Origin of the sequence: Streptomyces sp. NPDC060000 (assembly GCF_042737375.1) — a bacterium.
Classification (GTDB): domain Bacteria; phylum Actinomycetota; class Actinomycetes; order Streptomycetales; family Streptomycetaceae; genus Streptomyces.
Genome location: NZ_JBHWUU010000003.1, coordinates 63,269 through 83,490, shown reverse-complemented (window position 1 = coordinate 83,490; position 20,222 = coordinate 63,269). Strand labels below are relative to the sequence as shown.

18 protein-coding genes, 1 tRNA gene and 1 pseudogene are annotated in these 20,222 nt (G+C 70.2%); 7 read left to right on the top strand and 13 right to left on the bottom strand.

Features of this window, described 5'->3' with window-relative positions:
* Positions 1-10: 10 nt before the first annotated feature.
* Positions 11-873: pseudogene (locus tag ACFWBB_RS03225) on the top strand (GyrI-like domain-containing protein).
* Between the two features lie 19 nt (positions 874-892).
* On the opposite strand, the gene ACFWBB_RS03220 reads toward ACFWBB_RS03225, so the two are convergent.
* The 5 genes from ACFWBB_RS03220 to ACFWBB_RS03200 all read right to left on the bottom strand — a co-directional run bounded on the left by ACFWBB_RS03220 (position 893) and on the right by ACFWBB_RS03200 (position 5,919).
* Positions 893-1,780, bottom strand: coding sequence for an HAD hydrolase family protein (locus ACFWBB_RS03220; RefSeq protein WP_385266233.1), 888 nt, complete (start codon positions 1,778-1,780; stop codon positions 893-895).
* Between the two features lie 71 nt (positions 1,781-1,851).
* A complete protein-coding gene (locus tag ACFWBB_RS03215) occupies positions 1,852-2,754 on the bottom strand; it encodes an LLM class flavin-dependent oxidoreductase (protein ID WP_385266231.1) in 903 nt (300 codons plus the stop codon).
* Positions 2,755-2,795: 41 nt separating this feature from the next.
* Complete coding sequence (locus tag ACFWBB_RS03210; RefSeq protein WP_385266228.1) at positions 2,796-3,239, bottom strand: hypothetical protein; 444 nt, start codon at positions 3,237-3,239, stop codon at positions 2,796-2,798.
* A 50-nt stretch (positions 3,240-3,289) separates the two neighbouring features.
* The gene (locus ACFWBB_RS03205; protein WP_385266226.1) at positions 3,290-3,853 is read right to left on the bottom strand and encodes an RNA 2'-phosphotransferase; all 564 of its coding nucleotides are present in this window, start codon (positions 3,851-3,853) and stop codon (positions 3,290-3,292) included.
* A 248-nt stretch (positions 3,854-4,101) separates the two neighbouring features.
* On the bottom strand, positions 4,102-5,919 hold the full coding sequence (locus ACFWBB_RS03200; RefSeq protein ID WP_385266223.1) for an SDR family oxidoreductase: 1,818 nt from the start codon (positions 5,917-5,919) through the stop codon (positions 4,102-4,104).
* Between the two features lie 324 nt (positions 5,920-6,243).
* On the opposite strand from ACFWBB_RS03200, the gene ACFWBB_RS03195 reads away from it, so the two are divergent.
* The 6 genes from ACFWBB_RS03195 to ACFWBB_RS03170 all read left to right on the top strand — a co-directional run bounded on the left by ACFWBB_RS03195 (position 6,244) and on the right by ACFWBB_RS03170 (position 10,462).
* Entirely contained in the window at positions 6,244-7,221 is a 978-nt protein-coding gene (locus ACFWBB_RS03195) for an ABC transporter ATP-binding protein (RefSeq protein ID WP_385266441.1), read from the top strand.
* On the top strand, positions 7,211-8,119 hold the full coding sequence (locus tag ACFWBB_RS03190) for an ABC transporter permease (protein ID WP_385266220.1): 909 nt from the start codon (positions 7,211-7,213) through the stop codon (positions 8,117-8,119). The genes ACFWBB_RS03195 and ACFWBB_RS03190 overlap by 11 nt, the downstream gene beginning before the upstream one ends.
* On the top strand, positions 8,116-9,027 hold the full coding sequence (locus tag ACFWBB_RS03185; protein WP_385266217.1) for an ABC transporter ATP-binding protein: 912 nt from the start codon (positions 8,116-8,118) through the stop codon (positions 9,025-9,027). The genes ACFWBB_RS03190 and ACFWBB_RS03185 overlap by 4 nt, the downstream gene beginning before the upstream one ends.
* Before the next feature lie 11 nt (positions 9,028-9,038).
* Positions 9,039-9,758: an ABC transporter permease subunit gene (locus tag ACFWBB_RS03180; protein WP_385266215.1), complete on the top strand. Its 720-nt coding sequence runs from the start codon at positions 9,039-9,041 to the stop codon at positions 9,756-9,758.
* A 95-nt stretch (positions 9,759-9,853) separates the two neighbouring features.
* Positions 9,854-10,096: a hypothetical protein gene (locus tag ACFWBB_RS03175; protein WP_385266212.1), complete on the top strand. Its 243-nt coding sequence runs from the start codon at positions 9,854-9,856 to the stop codon at positions 10,094-10,096.
* Positions 10,097-10,377: 281 nt separating this feature from the next.
* Positions 10,378-10,462, top strand: a tRNA-Ser gene (locus ACFWBB_RS03170).
* Between the two features lie 697 nt (positions 10,463-11,159).
* On the opposite strand, the gene ACFWBB_RS03165 is transcribed toward ACFWBB_RS03170, so the two are convergent.
* From ACFWBB_RS03165 to ACFWBB_RS03130, 8 genes are all read right to left on the bottom strand, one after another.
* Positions 11,160-11,966: an HAD family hydrolase gene (locus ACFWBB_RS03165; RefSeq protein WP_385266210.1), complete on the bottom strand. Its 807-nt coding sequence runs from the start codon at positions 11,964-11,966 to the stop codon at positions 11,160-11,162.
* Entirely contained in the window at positions 11,963-13,240 is a 1,278-nt protein-coding gene (gene serS / locus ACFWBB_RS03160) for a serine--tRNA ligase (RefSeq protein WP_385266207.1), read from the bottom strand. Before serS ends, ACFWBB_RS03165 begins: the two co-directional genes overlap by 4 nt.
* 573 nt (positions 13,241-13,813) lie before the next feature.
* The gene (gene pheA, locus ACFWBB_RS03155; protein WP_385266205.1) at positions 13,814-14,746 is read right to left on the bottom strand and encodes a prephenate dehydratase; all 933 of its coding nucleotides are present in this window, start codon (positions 14,744-14,746) and stop codon (positions 13,814-13,816) included.
* A gap of 90 nt (positions 14,747-14,836) precedes the next feature.
* Positions 14,837-16,144: an iron uptake transporter deferrochelatase/peroxidase subunit gene (gene efeB, locus ACFWBB_RS03150; RefSeq protein WP_385266203.1), complete on the bottom strand. Its 1,308-nt coding sequence runs from the start codon at positions 16,142-16,144 to the stop codon at positions 14,837-14,839.
* Positions 16,145-16,152: 8 nt separating this feature from the next.
* On the bottom strand, positions 16,153-18,141 hold the full coding sequence (locus ACFWBB_RS03145; protein ID WP_385266200.1) for a copper resistance CopC/CopD family protein: 1,989 nt from the start codon (positions 18,139-18,141) through the stop codon (positions 16,153-16,155).
* Positions 18,142-18,154: 13 nt separating this feature from the next.
* Positions 18,155-18,625: a copper chaperone PCu(A)C gene (locus tag ACFWBB_RS03140; protein ID WP_385266438.1), complete on the bottom strand. Its 471-nt coding sequence runs from the start codon at positions 18,623-18,625 to the stop codon at positions 18,155-18,157.
* Between the two features lie 5 nt (positions 18,626-18,630).
* Positions 18,631-19,281 carry an SCO family protein gene (locus ACFWBB_RS03135; RefSeq protein ID WP_385266198.1) on the bottom strand — a complete coding sequence of 217 codons (651 nt, stop codon included), beginning with the start codon at positions 19,279-19,281 and terminating at the stop codon, positions 18,631-18,633.
* Between the two features lie 141 nt (positions 19,282-19,422).
* Entirely contained in the window at positions 19,423-20,181 is a 759-nt protein-coding gene (locus ACFWBB_RS03130) for a YcnI family protein (RefSeq protein ID WP_385266196.1), read from the bottom strand.
* Positions 20,182-20,222: the final 41 nt, after the last annotated feature.

Genomic DNA, 20,222 nt, shown 5'->3' with positions numbered 1-20,222 from the left:
GAGACCCGGAGTGCTGGAGCGGCTCAACCAGGCCATGGATCACATCGAGGGCCACCTCGACGGGTCGATCGACGTGGCGGTCCTGGCGCGCGGCGCGGCCACCTCGGAGTACCACCTGCGCCGGATGTTCTCCGCGCTCGCGGGCATGCCCCTGTCGGAGTACATCCGGCGCAGGCGGCTCACCGTCGCGGGTGCCGAGGTGCTCGCCGGGGCCGACTCGCTGCTGGAGATCGCGGTGCGCTACGGCTATGGATCGGGCGAGGCGTTCGCGCGGGCCTTCCGCGCCGTGCACGGTGTCGGGCCCGGCGAGGCCCGCCGCACCGGCGCCGCGCTCGTCTCACAGCCCGGTTGACCTTCCGCCTCACCGTCGAAGGGAGCAGCATGCGCTACCGCGTAGTGGACCGGCCGGCCTTCACCGTCGCCGGCCTCAAGGCCCGGGTGCCCTTGGTGCACTTGGGACCGAACCAGGCGATCATCGACTTCGTACGCGGGATCGACCCGCGGACCCTGGAGCGCCTGGAGAAGCTGTCGGACCAGGAGCCGCAGGGCATCGTGGCGGTCTGCGACGACCTGGATCCGAGCCGGGCCGAGGGCACCGAACTCGACTACTACCAAGGGGTGATCACGTCCGCGACCGCCCCCGAGGGCACGACCGCCCTGGCCGTCCCGGCGGGCACCTGGGCCGTCTTCACCACCTCGGGGCCGGCGCCCCAGGCCATCCAGGAACTGTGGCGGGACGTGTTCACGCAGTGGTTCCCGTCCAATCCGTACCGCGGACGCCCCGGTCCGGAGATTCTGCGCACCCGCCCGTCGGCGGACGGGACCGAGGCCGATGCCGAGCTCTGGCTGCCGGTGGAGCGGGACCAGGGCTGACGCCTCTCCGGACGGCGGGCTACCGCCGTTCGGTGAGCAGTCGCTCAATGACGACGGCGACCCCGTCCTCGTTGTTGGCGACGGTCTGTCCCGAGGCCGCCGCGAGCACGTCCGGGTGCGCGTTGCCCATCGCGTACGACCGGCCGGCCCAGGTGAGCATCTCGACGTCGTTCGGCATGTCCCCGAACGCGACGACCTCCTCGTGGGAGATGCCGCGTTCCGCGCAGCACAGGGCGAGTGTGCTGGCCTTGGAGACTTCGGGGCCGCTGATCTCCAACAGGGCGCTGGGGCTGGAGCGAGTGACGTTGGCGCGGTCGCCGATGGCCAGCCGGGCGAGGGTGAGGAAGGCGTCCGGGTCGATCGTGGGGTGGAACGCGAGGATCTTCAGTACCGGTTCGCCGGCTCCGGGTGCGTCCGGAGCCAGCAGTCGCTCGGCCGGTGCGAGGGTGTCGGGGATCTCCAAGTGCATCTTGGGATACTCCGGCTCCTGGTAGAAGCCGTAGGTCTGCTCTATGGCGTACATGGTCCCGGGCGCCGCCTCCCGCAGCAGCCGTACGGCGTCCAGCGCGTTCTCCCGCGCCAGCTCGCGCACCTTCACGAACCGGTGGGCGCCCGGGCCGCCGTGCAGGTCGACCACGGCGGCACCGTTGCCGCAGATCGCCAGGCCGTGTCCGTGGACGTGGTCACTGACCACGTCCATCCAGCGGGCCGGGCGGCCGGTGACGAAGAAGACCTCGATGCCCGCCTCCTCGGCGGCGGCGAGGGCGGCGACCGTGCGCGGGGACACCGACTTGTCGTCGCGCAGCAGAGTGCCGTCGAGATCGGTGGCGATCAGCCGCGGCGGGAGGGCGGCGGCCGGGGTCTCGGGCTGTCGAGTCGCTGAGGTCACCGGGCCATTCTCCTGCATATGCCCGCGCGCTCGTGGGCCAGCCCGTACACATGAGGTACCGGCAGGGTGCGAATGACCTGATGCCGAGGTCAGCGCAGTTGCGCCGGGGCCTCCATGGCGATCTGCTCGAAGACCTTCTCGTCCGCGGCGAAGACGGAGTCGGCGATGGGCCAGTGGACCACGATCTCCGTGAAGCCGAGCTCCCGGTGCCGGCCTGCGAAGTCGACGAAGGCGTCGAGGGACTCCAGCGGACGGCCGCGGTCCGGGGTGAACCCGGTGAGCAGGATCTTGTCCAGCTCCTGCACGTCCCGCCCACGCGCGGCGCAGGCGTCGGCGAGCTTCTCGGCCTGGCCGCGAATGGCCTGATCCGACTGCTCGGGGGTGCCGTCCTCGTACAGCTTGGGGTCGCCCGTGGTCACCCACGCCTGTCCGTACTGTGCCGCGAGCCGCAGGCCGCGGGGTCCGGTCGCGGCGATCGCGAACGGCAGCCGCGGGCGCTGGACGCAGCCGGGGATGTTCCGCGCCTCGTGCGCCGAGTAGTAGTCACCCTCGTACGACACGCAGTCCTCGGTGAGCAGCCGGTCCAGCAGCGGCACGAACTCGGCGAGGCGGTCGGCCCGCTCGCGCGGGGTCCACGGTTCCTGGCCGAGGGCGGTGGCGTCGAAGCCGGTGCCGCCCGCGCCGATCCCCAGAGTCACCCGGCCACCGGAGACATCGTCCAGGGAGATCAGTTCCTTGGCGAGCGTCACCGGGTGCCGGAAGTTCGGCGAGGTCACCAGCGTGCCCAACCGCAGGCGGTCGGTGACGGCCGCGGCAGCGGTCAGCGTCGGGACCGCACCGAACCACGGGCCGTCGCGGAACGTGCGCCAGGACAGGTGGTCATAGGTGTACGCACTGTGGAAACCGAGCTGCTCGGCCCGCGTCCAGGCGGAACGGCCTCCCTCGTTCCAACGCTGGTACGGGAGGATCACGGTGCTCAGGCGCAGGCTCATGTCGTCGAGCGTATGCGGCCGAGCGTGTTCACGTGAAACCGTCACCGTGCGCGGCCGCCCAGCCACGGGCTGAGGCCCACGAGGATGAATTCCTTGTGCACTCGGTCCTGCGGCAGCGGCACCATCAGGAAGTTGCCGGGCGGGAAGCGCCGGACCTTCACCCAGGCGTGGCCGTCGTAGAGAGAGCGGAGAAAGGCAGGGACGTCGTCGCGGTCGATGTCGGGGCACTCGACGCCGTCGACGCTGATCAGGGCGTCGTCGTCGGGGTAGAGCCGCACGTTCACGCTGGGGCGGCCGCCGAGTTCGACATAGGCCTCGTGCGGCAGCGAACCGTCCGGGTCGGTGGTGACGCCCACACCGGCCGAGGTGCGGCGGGAGGTCTGGTCGGCGCCGATGTCGTGGGTTACCTCGATCTCGAGGCCGTAATGGGCGGCGATCTCGCGGAGGGCGCTGACGGCAGCCTCAGTGGAGTGGAGGTGGTCCATACCTGTGATCATGCCGAACAGAGGCGGGACGCGGCAGCCGAAGGCGCGCCTCAGTGGCGTTCCGGGAAGCGCAGGTACGGCGGCGGTACGGCCTTTGTCAGCCAGACCCCGTTCGCGCTGACGTGGAAGACGTGGCCGTCACGGTGCATGGCCTCCGCGTCGACGGCGAGGACCACTGGGCGGCCGCGGCGCGCTCCGACCCTGTTCGCGGTCTCCCGGTCGGATGAGAGGTGCACGTCATGGCGGTTCATGGGGCGCAGCCCCTCGGTCCGGATCGCGTCCAGGTAGCGGGCCACGGTCCCGTGGTAGAGGTACGACGGCGGGATCGCCGGGGGCAGTCCGAGGTCGACCTCGACGCTGTGGCCCTGGCTGGCGCGGATCCGGGTGCCGTCGATCGCGAAGCGCTTCTTGTCGTTGGCGGCGACTACGTGGTCCAGTTCGTCCCGGGTGAAGCGGAAGCCGTGCTCGGCGGACGCCGCGATCAGCTCTTCGATCTCCACCCAGCCGGCCTCGTCGAGAGTGAGGCCGATGCGCTCGGGCTGGTGCCGCAGGTGCTTCGAGAGGTACTTCGACACCTTCACGGTGCGTCTCTCGTCCCTGTCCATTTCGTTCATCCGCTCAGCATGACGCGAGAGACGCGTATCACGCATTTTGTTTTGCGACGGAGGTTTGATCCACAGCCAACTGTGGTTATCCACAAGCCAGTTGGCGTTTCTGTGGACAACTGGCCGCTCTCCTCGGCCTCTTCGTCAAAATCGCCTACATCCAGATGACTTGCGGCAGGGAGACTGAACGCCCCTGCCTGAAAACCCAGTTCCATAACAGACGCATAAGTGGAGGCCAGTTCGACGGCTACGGCGGATCACAGAGGCGGTGTCACCCGTGCCAGCGCCCTCAACGCCCTTGGCACGTAACGCGAAAGCGCATACGCGGCGCGCGCCTCGGCGGTGACCCGGACCACCGCATCGTTGCGCTCCACCGCCCGCAGGATCGCGTCCGCGACCTTCTCCGGCGGGTAGTTGCGCATCCGGTACGCGCGCGTGGAGCGCTTCTGGCGGCGTCGCTCCTCCTGCGCGTCCACTCCCACGAAGGTCGCGGTGGCGGTGATGTTGGTGTTCACCAGGCCGGGGCATATCGCCGTGACGCCGATGTCCTGGCCGGCCAGCTCCGCGCGCAGGCACTCGCTCAGCATCAGGACCGCCGCCTTGGAGGTGCTGTACGCGGGCAGCGCCCTGGACGGCAAGTAGGCCGCAGCAGAGGCGGTGTTGACGATGTGGCCGCCCTGTCCGCGGTCGGCCATCTGCCGGCCGAAGAGACGGCAACCGTGGATGACACCCCACAGGTTGACGTCCAGGACCCTGCGCCAGTCCTCCGGCGTCGTGTCGAAGAAGGAGCCCGACAACCCGATGCCCGCGTTGTTCACCAGCACGTCCACCACGCCGTGTTCCGCGTGGACCTTCGCCGCGAGCTTCTCCATCGCCTGCTCGTCGGAGACGTCGACCGTCTCCGCCCAGGCTTCGGGCGCGCCCCTCAGGAGGGACGTCCCGGCGGTGCGGGCCGCACTCTCGGCGTCCCGGTCGACGGCGATCACACGGGCACCCGCCTCGGCGAACGCGAACGCCGTGGCCCGTCCGATGCCGCTCCCGGCCCCGGTGACCAGCACCAGTTGACCACCGAAGCGCTCGGCGTAACGGCTGCGGGCAGCCCCGCGTACCGGCTCGACCCTGCTGCTCTCCCGGCTCGTTCCCGCCGGCTCGTCGGCCCGCTCGCTCTCGACCGACGCGACGAAGTCGTCGATCCAGGTGGCCAGTCGGTCGGGCCGGGTGCGCGGGATCCAGTGCCCGGCCGGAAGGGTGCGCCGGGTCAACTGCGTTACCCAGTGCTCCAGTTCGTCATACAGACGCTCGGACAGGAAGCGGTCCCCCGAAGGCGTGACGAGCTGCACGGGCACGTGCGCGTGCGCGTGCGCGTCGGGGCGCGGGTGGCGCAGCCTGGTCCGTACGTTGTCCCGGTACAGCCAGGCTCCGTGGGCCGCGTCCGACGGCAGCGACGGCGTCGGGTAGTCGCCGGCGGGAACCTTCTCGATCCGCCGCAGGATGCCCGGCCAGCGCCTGCCGAGCGGGCCGCGCCAAGCCAGTTCGGGCAGAGCCGGGGTGTGCAGCAGGTACACGTACCAGGACCTGGCGCCCTGGCCCAGGAGTTGGCCGACCCGGCGCGGAGTGGGCCTCGCCAGACGCTTGTTGATCCAGTGGCCGAAGTGGTCGAGGGACGGCCCGGACATCGAGGTGAAGGACGCGATGCGGCCCCTGGTGCGCTCGACCGTCACGAACTCCCAGGACTGCACGGAGCCCCAGTCGTGCCCCACGAGATGCACCGGCCGGTCGGGGCTGACCGCGTCCACGACCGCCAGGAAGTCGTCCGTGAGCTTCTCCAGGGTGAACCCGCCCCGCAGTGGCTTCGGCGCGCCGGAACGCCCGTGCCCCCGGACGTCGTACAGCACCACATGCAGCCCGTGGCGGTCCGCCAGCCGGGACACGACCTCGGACCACACCTCCTTGCTGTCCGGATAGCCGTGCACCAGGACGACCGTCGGTTGCCCGGGGTCCCCCAGTTCGGCCACGCACAGCTCGATCCCGCCGGTCCGTACCCACCGCTCACGCACGCCCTCCGGCAACGTCACCACCCGGCCGCCTTCCCTTCCGCTTCGGTTCCAGCTTCCGCCCAGGGCCGGACGGCGGCAGGTCGTCGTCCAGCCTGCCGGAAGGCGCTCCGCTCGGCCTGCGGTCGGTAGCTACCTGCCCGTAACCTGTCCATCGCCGAATGTGACAGTTGTTAGAGGAAGCGTCAATAGGCGGGTTCGCTCCCGTGGAAACACGCCGACGGCACCCCGTAGCTCTCAGGCATGGCATCCCCTACGGTCCCGTACATCTGAGGGTTGAGGTGAAGACGGCTCTGAGGTCTGACGATTTTCATGGCGTGCGTCACTACTTTCGATGTCGTGACTGTGATCGCGACCGAAAGCCTGAGCAAGCGGTTCCCCCGGGTGACCGCTCTTGACCGGCTCTCCGTGGACGTCGGGCCCGGTGTGACCGGGCTCGTCGGAGCCAACGGGGCCGGCAAGTCCACACTGATCAAGATCCTGCTGGGTCTGTCGCCCGCCACGGAGGGCCGAGCCGAGGTACTCGGCCTCGACGTCGCGAGCAAGGGCGCCGCCATCCGCGAGCGGGTCGGCTACATGCCGGAGCACGACTGCCTGCCGCCCGACGTCTCGGCCACCGAGTTCGTCGTGCACATGGCCCGTATGTCCGGCCTGCCGCCCACCGCCGCACGCGAGCGCACCGCGGACACCCTGCGCCACGTCGGTCTGTACGAAGAGCGCTACCGCCCCATCGGCGGCTACTCCACCGGCATGAAGCAGCGCGTGAAGCTCGCCCAGGCGCTCGTCCACGACCCGCAGCTGGTCTTCCTGGACGAACCGACCAACGGCCTCGACCCGGTCGGCCGGGACGAGATGCTGGGGCTCATCCGCCGCATCCACACCGACTTCGGCATCTCGGTCCTGGTCACCTCTCATCTGCTGGGCGAACTGGAGCGCACCTGCGACCACGTCGTCGTCGTCGACGGCGGCAAGCTCCTGCGCTCCAGCTCCACCACCGACTTCACCCAGACCACGGCCACCCTCGCGATCGAGGTCACCGACACCGACACCCACCCGGACGGCACCCGCGCGGTCCGCGAGGCGCTGCACGCGCGCGGGGTGGAGGTCCTGGACGCGAACAGCGGCCTGCCGGGCGCCGGCCACGTCCTGCTGCTGACCGCGCAGAGCGAGGACACGTACGACGTCGTCCGGGACGTGGTCGCCGACCTCGGCCTCGGCCTGGTGCGCATGGAACAGCGCAGGCACCACATCTCCGAGGTCTTCACGGACAACGACACCAGCAACGACCAGCAGCGGAAGGAGACAGTCGGCCATGGCAGTTGAGCACCCGGTCACCGCCCCCTCGGGTGACCAGACCCGCATCCACAACATCGGCTACCGCAGCTACGACGGACCCCGCCTGGGCCGCGCCTACGCCCGCCGCTCCCTCTACTCGCAGTCCCTGCGCGGCGCCTACGGCCTCGGCCGCTCGGTGAAGTCCAAGGTGCTGCCGATGCTGCTGTTCGTGGTCATGTGTGTGCCCGCGGCCATCATGGTCGCCGTCGCCGTCGCCACGAAGGCCAACGAACTACCCGTCGGCTACACGCGCTACGCGATCATCATGCAGGCCGTCATCAGCCTCTACGTCGCCTCGCAGGCGCCCCAGTCCGTCTCGCGCGACCTGCGCTTCAAGACCGTGCCGCTGTACTTCTCGCGGCCCATCGAGACCGCGGACTACGTGCGCGCGAAGTTCGCGGCGCTGGCCTCGGCGCTCTTCGTGCTCACCGCCGCCCCGCTGCTGGTGCTGTACATCGGCGCGCTGCTGGCCAAGCTCGACTTCGCCGACCAGACCAAGGGATTCGCTCAGGGAATCGTCTCCGTGGCACTGCTCTCGCTGCTCTTCGCCGGCCTCGGCCTGGTCATCGCCTCGGTCACCCCGCGGCGCGGCTTCGGCATCGCCGCCGTCATCGCCGTACTGACCATCTCCTACGGCGCCGTCTCCACCCTCCAGGCCATCGCCGACGCGCAGAACAGCACCGGCTCGATTCCCTGGATCGGCCTGTTCTCGCCGGTCACCCTCATCGACGGCGTGCAGTCCGCGTTCCTGGGCGCCGCCTCCGCCTTCCCGGGCGCGATCGGCCCGTCCCACGGGGAGGGCGCCGTCTACGTCCTCGTCGTCCTCGGCCTCATCGCCGCGAGCTACGGCCTCCTGCTGCGCCGCTACCGAAGGATCGGACTGTGACCACGCTCAGCATCGACCACGTCTCCCGCTGGTTCGGCAACGTGGTCGCCGTCAACGACATCACCATGACCATCGGCCCCGGCGTCACCGGCCTGCTCGGCCCCAACGGCGCCGGGAAGTCCACCCTCATCAACATGATGGGCGGCTTCCTGGCCCCTTCCACCGGCACGGTCACCCTCGACGGACAGCCGGTCTGGCGCAACGAGGCCATCTACAAGCACATCGGCATCGTCCCCGAACGCGAGGCGATGTACGACTTCCTCACCGGCCGCGAATTCGTCGTCGCAAACGCCGAGTTGCACGGCCTGGGCGCCAAGGCCGCGCAGAAGGCGCTCACCACGGTCGAGATGGAGTACGCGCAGGACCGCAAGATCTCCACGTACTCCAAGGGCATGCGGCAGCGCGTGAAGATGGCCAGCGCCCTCGTCCACGAGCCGTCGCTGCTCCTGCTCGACGAGCCGTTCAACGGCATGGACCCACGCCAGCGCATGCAGCTCATGGACCTGCTGCGCCGCATGGGCGACGAGGGCCGCACCGTGCTGTTCTCCTCGCACATCCTCGAAGAGGTCGAGCAACTCGCCTGGCACATCGAGGTCGTCGTCGCGGGCCGGCACGCGGCCAGCGGTGACTTCCGCAGGATCCGCCGTCTGATGACCGACCGCCCGCACCGCTACCTCGTGCGCTCCAGCGACGACCGCGCCCTCGCGGCCGCGCTGATCGCCGACCCGTCGACATCCGGCATCGAAGTCGACCTCGCCGAGGGCGCGTTGCGTGTCCAGGCCGTCGACTTCGGCCGCTTCACCGCTCTGTTGCCGAGGGTCGCGAGGGACCACGGCATCCGGTTGCTGACGGTCTCGCCGTCCGACGAGTCCCTCGAGTCCGTCTTCTCGTATCTCGTCGCGGCGTAGGAGGCCGAAAGATGTACGACCCCACAGTCGCCCGGCTCACCTACCGAGCCCTGCTCGGCCGCCGCCGGGCCCTCATCCTGAGCGCCCTGCCCCTGCTGCTGATCGCCATCTCAGTGGTGGTGCGCGGCCTCGCAGGCGCCGACGACCAGACGGCGTCCGACCTGCTCGGCGGGCTCGCGCTCGCCACCATGGTGCCGATCATCGGCGTCATCGCGGGCACGGGCGCGATCGGCCCGGAGATCGACGACGGCTCCGTGGTGTACCTGCTGTCCAAGCCGCTGAAGCGGCCGACGATCATCTTCACCAAGTTGATCGTGGCGATCGCGGTGACGATGGTGTTCTCCGCGCTGCCCACGCTCATCGCCGGTTTCATCCTCAACGGCAACGGCCAGCAGATCGCCGTCGCCTACACCGTGGCCGCGCTGGTCTCCTCCATCGCCTACGCGGCGGTCTTCCTGCTGCTGGGCACGGTGTCCCGGCACGCGGTGGTCTTCGGCCTCGTCTACGCCCTCGTCTGGGAGGCCCTGTTCGGCTCCCTGGTGCCGGGCGCGCGCACGCTCAGCGTCCAGCAGTGGTCGCTGGCCGTCGCCCACAAGGTGGCCGGCGGCGACCTCGTCACCTCCGACGTCGGACTGACCACGGCGACGGTGCTGCTGGTCGTGGTGACCGTGCTGGCCACCTGGTACGCGGGACAGAAGCTGCGGGCGCTGAAGCTCGCGGGCGAGGAGTGAGCGGCCCCGCCGGGCGGTGGGCCGGTCGCTCTTGACGGCGGCTTCACCCGGGCCTCGGCAACACTGGGCGAAGCGGACAGGGCTGGGAGGGCGCGATGGCGGAGGACGATCCGGTGAGCGGGGGTCGCGAGCGGTCCGAGGACGAGGTCTGGAACGGCCTCGTCCTGGACGAGGACTTCATACGGGCCGCCGGGACGGCCGAACCGTCCGCCCGGTCCCGGATGCTGGCCGCACGCTGGCGCGCGGAGGAGCCCGAGCCGCAGCCCTGGCGGTCCGACGAACCGCCTGCGGGCTGGTTCTTCAGCAAGGCACGGCGCCGCAGGTGGCGCCGCCGGTAGCGCCGCCAGGTCCCGGCGCTCGTACGGTTGTTTTATTCGGTGGCATCCAACTCGTCCTCCGGGCACAGTGGTTGTACCCGATGGGCCGGAGGAGATCCGGTGCCACAGACTGGGAGAGGAGCTCGACGATGTCCATGCACGGCGTCCGTCGAGTTCCCTGCGGGGCAGCCGGCGGCGGGTCGCGGAGTAGTTAGCTTCCGTCAAACCCGTTCCGCACAGGGGAGTTGCCCGGGGCGGCCGCTTCGAGCACGCGATGTCGCTCTCGCGTGGGCCGCCCACCCGGAGGATTGGCCGAGAGGCAAGGCACCGGCTTGCTAAGCCGTGGTCGGGGTTATCCCCGCGCACGTTCGATCCGTGCATCCTCCGCGAGGCGTTGTCACTGGGACTTGGCGGTGAGTTGTGCCCGTGGGGGCGCCGCTGGGCGGTGGGGGTTGGGTGTGGATGCGGGTGCCGGTGCGTCGTGGCTGGGCGCGCAGTTCCCCGCGCCCCTGATCGCCTACGGCGATCGGCCGCCCCGTACCCTGCGCAGCCCGCAGCCCGCAGCCCGCAGCCCGCAGCCCGCAGCCCGCAGCCCGCAGCCCGCAGCCCGCAGCCCGCAGCCCGCAGCCCGCAGCCCGCGCCCCGGAACTCGCCTTAGCCGGTAGCCCCCGCCCCCGCCCCGAAGCTAGCGTGAGTCGGCAGCCTGCGCTCCGCCCTCGGCCGTAGTCCGTGCCACGCAACTCGCGTGAGCCGGCAGCCTGCGCTCCAGAAGTCGCCTTAGCCGGTGGGCCGCGGTCTGCAGCTTGCCCTCGTAGTCCGTGCCCCGAAGCTAGCGTGAGCCGGCAGCCTGCGGTCAAGCCCCTGGTCTAGCCGGTGGCCCGTGCCCCACGGCTCGCCCCGAGCCGGGTGGCCCGTGCCCCGCAGTTCACCCCGGGCCGGGTGGCCCGTGCCCCGCGGCTCGCCCCGGGCCGGGTGGCCCGTGCTCCGCAGTTCGCCGGGCCGGGTAGTAGCGCCCGTGCCCTGCAGCTCGCCGAGCCCGCGGCCCGCGCTTCGCAGTTCGCCGAGCCCGTGCTCCGGGAGGTGTCTAAGTCGGTAGCAGGGTTTCCAGTTTTGCGGCTACGCCGTCGGCCTCGTTGGAGGCTGTCACCTCGTCGGCCACGGCCTTCAGGTCCTCGTGGGCGTTGGCCATGGCTACGCTCCGGGACGCCCAGGCGAACATGGGGATGTCGTTGGGCATGTCGCCGAAGGCGATCGTGTCGGCTGCCTTCAGGCCCAGGCGGCGGGCCGCCAGGGAGAGGCCGGTGGCCTTGGAGAGGCCCAGGGGGAGCAGTTCCACGATGCCCGCGCCGGCCATCGCGACCGTCACGAAACCACCCGCGGCCCGCCGGGCCGCCTCGGCCAGCGCGTCGTCGGACAGTTCCGGATGCTGTATGTAGATCTTGCCCAGCGGGGCGGACCAGAGGTCGGACGCATCGGTGAACGGCGTCGACGGCAGCTTGCCGGTGAGCGCGTAACCGGGGCCGACCAGCACGTCCCCGTCCAGGCCGTCACGGCTCGCCGCCAGGTACAGCGGGCCGACCTCCGCCTCGATCTTGGCCAGCGCCACCCCGGCCAGCTGCCGGTCCAGGGTCACCGAGGTCAGCAGGCGGTGCGACCCGGCGTCGTATACCTGGGCGCCCTGGCCGCAGACCGCGAGGCCGTCGTAGCCGAGGTCGTCGAGGATGTGCCGGGTCCACGGGACCCCGCGACCCGTGACCACGATGTGCGCGGCGCCCGCCGCGGTGGCCGCGGCGAGGGCGTCACGGGTGCGCTGCGAGACCGACCCGTCGGAGCGCAGCAGCGTCCCGTCGAGGTCGGTCGCGATCAGGCGGTAGGGGAAAGCGGCGGTCACTTGGCCATCGGCTCCAGGATCTCCCGGCCGCCGAGGTACGGGCGCAGCACCTCGGGCACGTACACGGAACCGTCGGCCTGCTGGTGGTTCTCGAGGATCGCGACGATCGTGCGCGGGACGGCGCACAGCGTGCCGTTGAGCGTGGCCAGCGGGCGGACCTGCTTTCCCTCACGGACGCGGATCGACAGCCGGCGCGACTGGAACTCGGTGCAGTCCGAGGTCGAGGTCAGCTCGCGGTACTTGCCCTGCGTCGGGATCCACGCCTCGCAGTCGAACTTGCGGGCGGCAGAGGAGCCGAGGTCACCGGAGGCGACGTCGATGACGCGGAACGGCAGCTCCAGCGCGGACAGCCACTGCTTCTCCCACGCCAGCAGGCGCTGGTGCTCGGCCTGCGAGTCCTCGGGCAGGACGTACGAGAACATCTCGACCTTGTCGAACTGGTGGACGCGGAAGATGCCCTTGGTGTCCTTGCCGTGCGAGCCGGCCTCGCGGCGGAAGCAGGGCGAGAAGCCCGCGTAGCGCAGTGGGAGCTTGTCCGCGTCGATGATCTCGTCCATGTGGTACGCGGCGAGGGCGACCTCGGAGGTGCCGACCAGGTAGAGGTCGTCCTTGTCGAGGTGGTAGACGTCCTGGGCCGCCTGTCCGAGGAAGCCGGTGCCCGCCATGGACTGGGGGCGGACCAGCGCCGGGGTCAGCATCGGCGTGAAGCCGGCGGCCGTGGCCTGGGCGATCGCCGCGTTGACCAGGGCGAGCTCCAGCAGGGCGCCGACGCCGGTGAGGAAGTAGAAGCGGGAGCCGGAGACCTTCGCACCGCGCTCGACGTCGATCGCGCCGAGGATCTGGCCGAGCTCCAGGTGGTCCTTGGGGTCGAAGCCCTCGGCGCCGAAGTCGCGGATCGTGCCGTGCGTCTCGAGGGTGACGAAGTCCTCTTCGCCGCCCACGGGCACATCGGGGTGCACCAGGTTGCCGAGCCGCTGGAGGAGCTCCTGGGTCTCGGTGTCGGCGGCGTCGCGCTCGGCGTCGGCCACCTTGACGTCGGCGGCGAGCTGGCTCGCCTTCTTCAGGAGCTCGGCCTTCTCGTCCGCGGAGGCCTTGGGGATGAGCTTGCCGAGCGACCTCTGCTCGGCACGCAGCTCGTCGAAGCGGACGCCGGACGACCTGCGCCGCTGGTCGGCGGAGAGGAGGGAGTCGACGAGCGCGACGTCCTCTCCACGGGCGCGCTGGGACGCGCGCACACGGTCGGGGTCCTCACGAAGCAGGCGAAGGTCAATCACGCGGCCAAGGCTACCCGTGCCGGGTTGCGGCTCACGACTCCATTCCGAACCGGACGGCGACCGTCCCGAATCACGGCTTACGATGTGTTATGTGTGAATTGCCCAGCGTGTCAATAAAAAGTGTCTCACTCCCTGGGACGGGGCATGGGGCGGGCGCCTCGTTGACTCGATTCCCTTGCGGGAGAGGGGACTTGGGGCAGCCGTTGTCCACAGGCGCCCGCACCCCCGGAGCAGTTATCCACAGGGTGTGCGAAAGATCTGTGGACATTGGAATTGATCATTCCGATACTGCTGTGCGGGGTGGGTAATTCCTTGCCCAAACCCCCTTCGGACCCACTTTCGGGTGGAAATGGGTCGCCCCAAAGGATTGATCGAAGGAAACAGGTGGACGAAGGGTGACCTGGAGGGCAGGGGTCGCGGAGGGGTGCTGTAGGGCGATTTGTCGACTGCGTGACACTTCGTTGTCGACTTGTCCCCAGGTCGAGACCCGGCCCTGTGGATAACTTCTGTGGATAACGTAGATGCGCAGACAGGACCGGTCGCCGCCGCAGCGAGAACCGGCCGGTACGGCTTCTAGAACCGGCCGTCCTGGCAGCGAGCCACCCAGTCCGACGCCGCCACGAACTCCACGTCCGAGGTTCCGGCCAGCGGAGCCGCCACATCCGCCACGCTCACTTCCGCACGCGGGTACGAGCCCAGGAAGCGGACCTCGCGGCAGATCCGCTTCAGCCCCATGAGCGCCTCGGCCATCCGGCGGTCGGAGATGTGTCCCTCGGCGTCGATACAGAAGCAGTAGTTGCCGATACCGGCGCCGGTCGGGCGCGACTGGAGCAGCATGAGGTTGACGCCCCGGGTGGCGAACTCGCCCAGCAGATCGCGCAGGCCGCCGGGATGGTCGTCGCGCTGCCACAGCACGACGGACGTCTTGTCCGCGCCGGTCGGAGCCGCGGGCCGGGCGGGCCTGCCCACCAGCACGAACCGGGTCTGGGCGTTCTCGGCGTCGTGGATCCCGGTCTCCAGGGCGGTCAGCCCGTACCGGGTGGCCGCGAACTCGCCCGCGAAGGCCGCGTCGTAACGGCCCTCCTGGACCAGCCGGGCGGCGTCCGCGTTCGAGGCGGCCGACTCCCAGACGGCTTCCGGCAGGTTCGCCTTCAGCCAGTTGCGCACCTGCGGCTGCGCGGCCGGATGCGCGGAGACCGTCTTGATGTCCGAGAGCCTCGTGCCGGGCCGGACCAGCAGCGCGAAGGTGATCGACAGCAGCACCTCTCGGTAGATCATCAGCGGTGTGCCCGCGACCAGCTCGTCCAGGGTGGTGGTGATCCCGCCCTCGACGGAGTTCTCGATGGGCACGAACGCGGCCTCGGCCTCGCCGGTGCGCACCGCGTCGAGCGCGGACTGCACCGACACGTACGGCATCAGCTGCCGGGTGGCCGCCTCCGGAAGCGTCCGCAGGGCGACCTCCGTGAAGGTGCCCTCGGGACCGAGATACGCATAGCTCGCTGGCATGACCTCACCCTAATGGCCCTTGCCGAAACAGGCCTACGTGTCTTGTGACCGCCCCTCGCAGGAATGAATCCGCACAGCGGGGCGTAACTTTCACGCCTCCAGCAGCCGCTGCCCCACGTACTCCCCCTCCGCCGCCCCGCCCGGCACCGCGAACAGGCCGCTCGACTCGTGGCGGATGTACTTCGACAGGGCGTCACCGCGGTCCAGCTTGCGCTGCACGGTGACGAAGCCGCGCAGTGGGTCCGCCTGCCAGCAGACGAACAGCAGACCCGCGTCCGGAGTGCCGTCCGGATCGATGCCGTCGTGGTAGGAGAAGGGCCGCCGCAGCATCGCCGCTCCGCCGTTCCGGTCGGGGCGGGTGATGCGGGCGTGCGCGTTGATCGGGACGACCAGATCGCCGTTCGCGTCGGTCTTCTCCAGGTCCATGTCGGTCGTCTCGGTGCCGCCGGACAGCGCCGCCCCGTCGGACTTGCGGCGCCCGATGACCTGCTCCTGCGCCTTGACCGACAGCTTCTCCCAGTCGTCGAGGAGCATGCGGATACGGCGTACGACGGCATAGGAGCCGTCGGCCATCCACGCCGGGTCCTTCGTGCTGTCGGCCGGGACGAAGATGCGCTGGTCGAAGTCGGACTCGGCCGGCTTGGGATTGCGGGTGCCGTCCAGTTGGCCCATCAGGTTGCGGGCCGTCATGGGGTGGGAGGTGGCGCCCGGCGTCCGGTTGAAGCCGTTCATCTGCCAGCGGACCTTCGCCGCGCTGCCCGCGTCCTTCTGGATCGCGCGCAGGGCGTGAAAGGCGACCAGGGCGTCGTTCGCGCCGATCTGCACCCACAGGTCGCCGTTGCTGCGCGACCTGTCCAGGTGGTCGGAGGAGAAGTCGGGCAGTGGGTCGAGAGCGACCGGGCGCTGCTTCTCCAGGCCGGTGCGGGCGAAGAAGCTGTTGCCGAAACCGAAGGTGACCGTCAGCGAGGAAGGCCCGGCGTCCCGGGCCACGTCGGTGTCGTCGTTCGCGGCGGCCTCGCCCGCCATCAGCCGCCGGGCCGTCTCCGACCAGCGACGCAGCAGTGCGGCGGCCTCCTTGCGGCCCGCGCCGGCCGCGAGGTCGAAGGCGACGAGATGGCCGCGGGCCTGGAGGCCCTGGGTGATCCCGGGCTGATGTTTCACGTGGAACATCGCCTCGTCGGCGCCGATCGAGGACAGCGGCGTCGCCTGTGAAGGCGCGGCCGTATAGCCGACGGCGCCGCCGACCGCGCCGAGCGCGAGCCCGGTGGCACCGGCGGTGCCGAGCAGCCTGCGCCGCGTCAGACCTTCGGGGGAAGGGGTCTCCGCGGGGACGCCCTCTTCTGCTTCCAGGGGTGTACGGGCCTCGGGAAAGGACTGCGGAATGGACTGGTCGGGCATGGTGCGGTTCAGCCGATCTGCGCGTTCTTGGAGACGGTCACCTGGTCGATGTCGGAGGTCCGCACGGTGACGGCGATCTCCCACTCGCCGGCCATGGGGATCTGCACGCCGTTCGCCGACCAGTGGCCGGTGGCGATGTGGTCGGGGGCGACGGGCAGCGGCCCGATGCCCTTGGCTTCGAGGGTGAAGGCGACCTTGACCTCGGGCACGTCGAAGGCGCGGCCGTTGGGCCGGGTCACGTAGACGTGCATCTCGTTGGGGCCGGTACGTGCCGGGTCGAGGTCGACGCTGACCACGCCCTTGCCGTCCGTGACGCCGGTGTCGAATGACATGTCGAGCGTCAGGGCGCCCGACGCGGAGTCGGCCGCGGAGGAGGAAGAGGACGCGGACCGGGTGGCCTCGGCGGCGTCCTGCTCCGTACGGCCGGGTTCGGTCGACGTCAGGACGGTGGTCACGGCGAGCACCACGACGGCGATTCCGGCCTCGGCGAGCACCGAGCGGCGCAGGCCGAAGCGGTGGGCGTCGGAGTCCCGCAGCCGCTTCTGCCGGGTGGCGTCCACAGCGGCCTGCTGCCGGGCCAGCTGCGTGTCCCGCTTGGCGCTTCCCGAGCCCGTCCCGGCGTTCGCGGAAGTGCTCGCGGAACCCGGCTCGGTGTCGCCGGACGCCTGCTTGGCGGAGTCGCCGGCCCCGGCCGACGCCGTGACGTGCTCCTTCTCGGGTGCGGGCTTCCGTACCGCTTCTTCGGTCGTCACCGCTTCTTCGGTCGTCGTGTCAGTCAGCCGTGCCGTCCACCGCCGCGAGATCCACGCGATGCCGACGAGCGTCGCCACGAGTCCGATCTTGACGAGCAGCAGCTGACCGTAGCGGGTGTCGGTGAAGGCCGACCAGGAGCCGAGCTGGCGCCAGGACTGGTAGGTGCCGGTGGCGACCAACACGAGAACGCTGGTGAAGGCCGCCCGGGAGAAGCGGTGCGCGGCGGCGGTGTCGACGGGCCGGTCGGCGGGCGCCCGGTACAGCGCGACGAGGAGGGCGGTGAGTCCGCCGAGCCAGGTCGCGACCGCCAGCAGGTGCAGTACGTCGACCGGCATCGCGATGCCCGGCTGCAGCCCGGTCGAGGCGTGCTCGGCCATGGCCCAGCTGGCCGCGAGCCCGGCGGCCACGACCGTTCCGCCGATGGCGAGTCCGAAGGTCAGATCGCGCTTCTCGTCGCCCTCGCGCTTGTCGTACGCGCCGAAGAGCACGGCGATGAACAGCGCGGCAGCGGCGAGCAGCAGCAGCCGGGACACCAGCGCCGCGCCCGTCTTGGTCTGCAGGACCTCCCCGAGGAGGTCGAGGTCGAAGACGTCGCCGACCTTTCCGGAGCTGGTGTAGGAGCCGCGCAGGAGAAGCAGGAACAGGGTGGCCGCGGTCATCACGACCCAGCCGGAGACGATGAGCCGCTGAAGGGCGCGTACGCCGGTGCCGCGCTGCCAGCAGGCCAGCACGAAGGCCGCCCCGCCGGCCAGCACGATGAAACCGGCGTACGACATGTACCGGCCGAAGCCGTAGAGCCAGCCGACCACTCCACCGCCGGCCGTCTGGTCGGACACCGAGACGCTGGTCTGGGAGGGGGAGCCGATGGAGAAGGTGTACGCGCCGGCGACGGGATGGCTGTCGGCGGACACCACCTGGTAGGTCACCGTGTAGGTGCCGTCGGGCAGCCCCGAGTGCAGTTGCACGGCGTAGGTCGTGCCGCTGATCCCGGACGGCTTGCCGGTGTCGACCCGGGTGCCCTTGGGGTCCAGGACGCGCAGCGAGTCGTCGTTCATCGAGACGGTCTCGGAGAAGGTCAGCGAGACCTGCGTGGGCGCCTTGTCGACCACCACCCCCTGCGCGGGGTCGCTGCCGGTCAGCGCGGCGTGCGCGGATGCGGGCCCGGCGCCGACGAGGAGTGCGCCGGTGACCGCCAGGAACAGCAGTACGAGCATCCGGACGCGGGGGGCGATGGTCTGCGTCAAGGTGGTCCCTCCCTCAGTGGCCGGTTGTCGGGTTGTACGTGGCGGACTCCACCGGAAGCTCGACCTCGACGGGGTCGGATTCGGCGAAGTGGAGTTCGACGGTCACTTTCTCGCCCCGCACCGGCCGGCTCTTCAGCTTCTCGAACATCAGGTGGTTTCCGCCGCTCTTGAACACGAGTTGACCGTGTGCGGGCACGTCCAGGGACGTGACCTGCTCCATCGACGACCCGACGGTCTCGTGGAGGGTGACGCTGCCCGCCGCGGTCGTCGTGACGGAGGTCAGCTCGTCCTTCGCGCCGCCCTTGTTGACGATGGTCAGGAAACCGGCGGCCATGGTGTCGGAGACGGGCTGCGGGATGTAGGCGGCCCGGACGGACAGCTCGGCCCGTCCGCCGGAGTCCGATCCGCACCCGGCGAGCAGCAGCGCGCCGGTGATCACCGCGGTGGGCAGGGTGAGCAGCCGCACGGGCCTCAGGGGTTTCACACGCCTCACGGGTTCGCACCCTTGATGATCTTGGGGAGGTCCTTGGTGTAGTCGTCGACGGTGGCGTCCTCGCCGTAGAGGAGATACCCCCCGTCCGTCTTCGGGGAGAAGGCGACGACCTGGGTGCCGTGGGTGGAGACGATCTTGCCGTTCTTGTCCTTGTGCGGTGCCTCGACGCTGATGCCGACGGTGCGTGCGGCGGCCTGGATGGTCGCGAACTTCCCGCTCAGGCCCACGACCTGCGGATCGATGCCCTTGAGCCACTTACCGAGGGCGGCCGGGGTGTCGCGGTCCGGGTCGGTGGTGACGAACACGACGCGCAGTTCGTCCTGCTCGGCCTTGGACAGCTGCTTCTTGGCGACGGCGATGTTGCTCATCGTCAACGGGCAGACGTCCGGGCAGTTGGTGTAGCCGAAGTAGATCAGCGTCGGGTGGCCCGCGGTCTCCTTGCGCAGGTCGTAACTCTTGCCCTGGGTGTCCGTGAGGACCAGGTCGGGCTTGGTGAAGGGCTGGTCGAGCACGGTCGCGGCCTGCCGCTTGCCGTCCTCGGAGACGACGGCGACAGGGTTGCTGCCACTGTCGTCGCTGCCGCAGGCGGAGAGGGTGAGGGTGGCGGCGGCCAGCAGCGCGACCACGGCGAATGTCTTCTTGCGCATAGAAAAATGTCCCAGATGTGTGAACTCCGGTACGCACCGGGGTGTACGGAGGGAGGGGTGTACGACAGGGCGTACGGCTCCCGGTGCGTACCGTCGAGGAGCATGCGCCGGGCGGCGTGGCCGCCCGGCGCGGGGGTGGGCTCAGGCGTCGGTCGTGGTCCGACGGCGGCCGGCGAGCACGCCGTACGCCACACCGGCGGCGCCGACGACGATGCCGACCACGCCGAGGACCCGGGCGGTGGTGTCGCTGCTGTCGGAGTCGGAGGCCGCCTCGGTGGTGGGGGCGGTCGCCTCGGCGTCGTCGGACTTGTCGGAGGCGTCCTCGGCGCTCGCGCCGTGGTGGCCGTCCTCCGAGGCGGCGGTGAGGGCGAGCACCGGGGCCGGGTTCTCCGGCTCCTCCGCGCCGTCCTCCTGGACCTCGATCCAGCGGACGACCTCCTTGTTGGAGTACGTCTGGATCGCCTTGAAGACGAGCTCGTCGGCGTCCTCCGGGAGCGCGCCGACGGAAACGGGGAACTTCTGGAAGTAACCGGCCTCGATGCCCTTGCCGGTGGCGGTCCAGGTGATCCTGGAGACGGCCTCGGAGATCTGCTTGCCGTGCACCTCGATGGGCTTGGCGAGCTTCGACTTGGTGACGTCGATCTTCCAGCCGTTGATCGGCTCGGGCATCGCGGAGGACAGCGGGTGGTCGGTCGGGAAGGTGACCTCGAGCTTGGTGGTCGAGGCGTCGTCCCGCTCGTTGGGCACCTTGAAGTCGACGACCGCGTAGCCGCCCTTGGCGGCGCTGCCCTCGGCGGCGACGCTGACGTGCGCGAAGGCGGGCGAGGACAGGACGAGAACGGCGGAACCGGCGACGGCAGCGGCGGCGGCGACGCGGGAGGCGATACGAGAGGCCTTCATGACAGCGAGCACTCCACTCTGAGTGAATCTGCGGGTGAGGA

Excerpts from the sequence above, each read along its gene's own strand:
- ACFWBB_RS03130 (WP_385266196.1), bottom strand. The coding sequence starts at position 20,181 with ATGAAGGCCTCTCGTATCGCCTCCCGCGTCGCCGCCGCCGCTGCCGTC.
- ACFWBB_RS03175 (WP_385266212.1), top strand. The coding sequence starts at position 9,854 with ATGGCGGAGGACGATCCGGTGAGCGGGGGTCGCGAGCGGTCCGAGGAC.
- ACFWBB_RS03135 (WP_385266198.1), bottom strand. The coding sequence starts at position 19,281 with ATGCGCAAGAAGACATTCGCCGTGGTCGCGCTGCTGGCCGCCGCCACC.
- ACFWBB_RS03180 (WP_385266215.1), top strand. The coding sequence starts at position 9,039 with ATGTACGACCCCACAGTCGCCCGGCTCACCTACCGAGCCCTGCTCGGC.
- ACFWBB_RS03220 (WP_385266233.1), bottom strand. The coding sequence starts at position 1,780 with ATGCAGGAGAATGGCCCGGTGACCTCAGCGACTCGACAGCCCGAGACC.
- efeB (WP_385266203.1), bottom strand. The coding sequence starts at position 16,144 with ATGCCCGACCAGTCCATTCCGCAGTCCTTTCCCGAGGCCCGTACACCC.
- ACFWBB_RS03190 (WP_385266220.1), top strand. The coding sequence starts at position 7,211 with ATGGCAGTTGAGCACCCGGTCACCGCCCCCTCGGGTGACCAGACCCGC.
- ACFWBB_RS03205 (WP_385266226.1), bottom strand. The coding sequence starts at position 3,853 with ATGAACGAAATGGACAGGGACGAGAGACGCACCGTGAAGGTGTCGAAG.
- pheA (WP_385266205.1), bottom strand. The coding sequence starts at position 14,746 with ATGCCAGCGAGCTATGCGTATCTCGGTCCCGAGGGCACCTTCACGGAG.
- ACFWBB_RS03215 (WP_385266231.1), bottom strand. The coding sequence starts at position 2,754 with ATGAGCCTGCGCCTGAGCACCGTGATCCTCCCGTACCAGCGTTGGAAC.
- ACFWBB_RS03210 (WP_385266228.1), bottom strand. The coding sequence starts at position 3,239 with ATGGACCACCTCCACTCCACTGAGGCTGCCGTCAGCGCCCTCCGCGAG.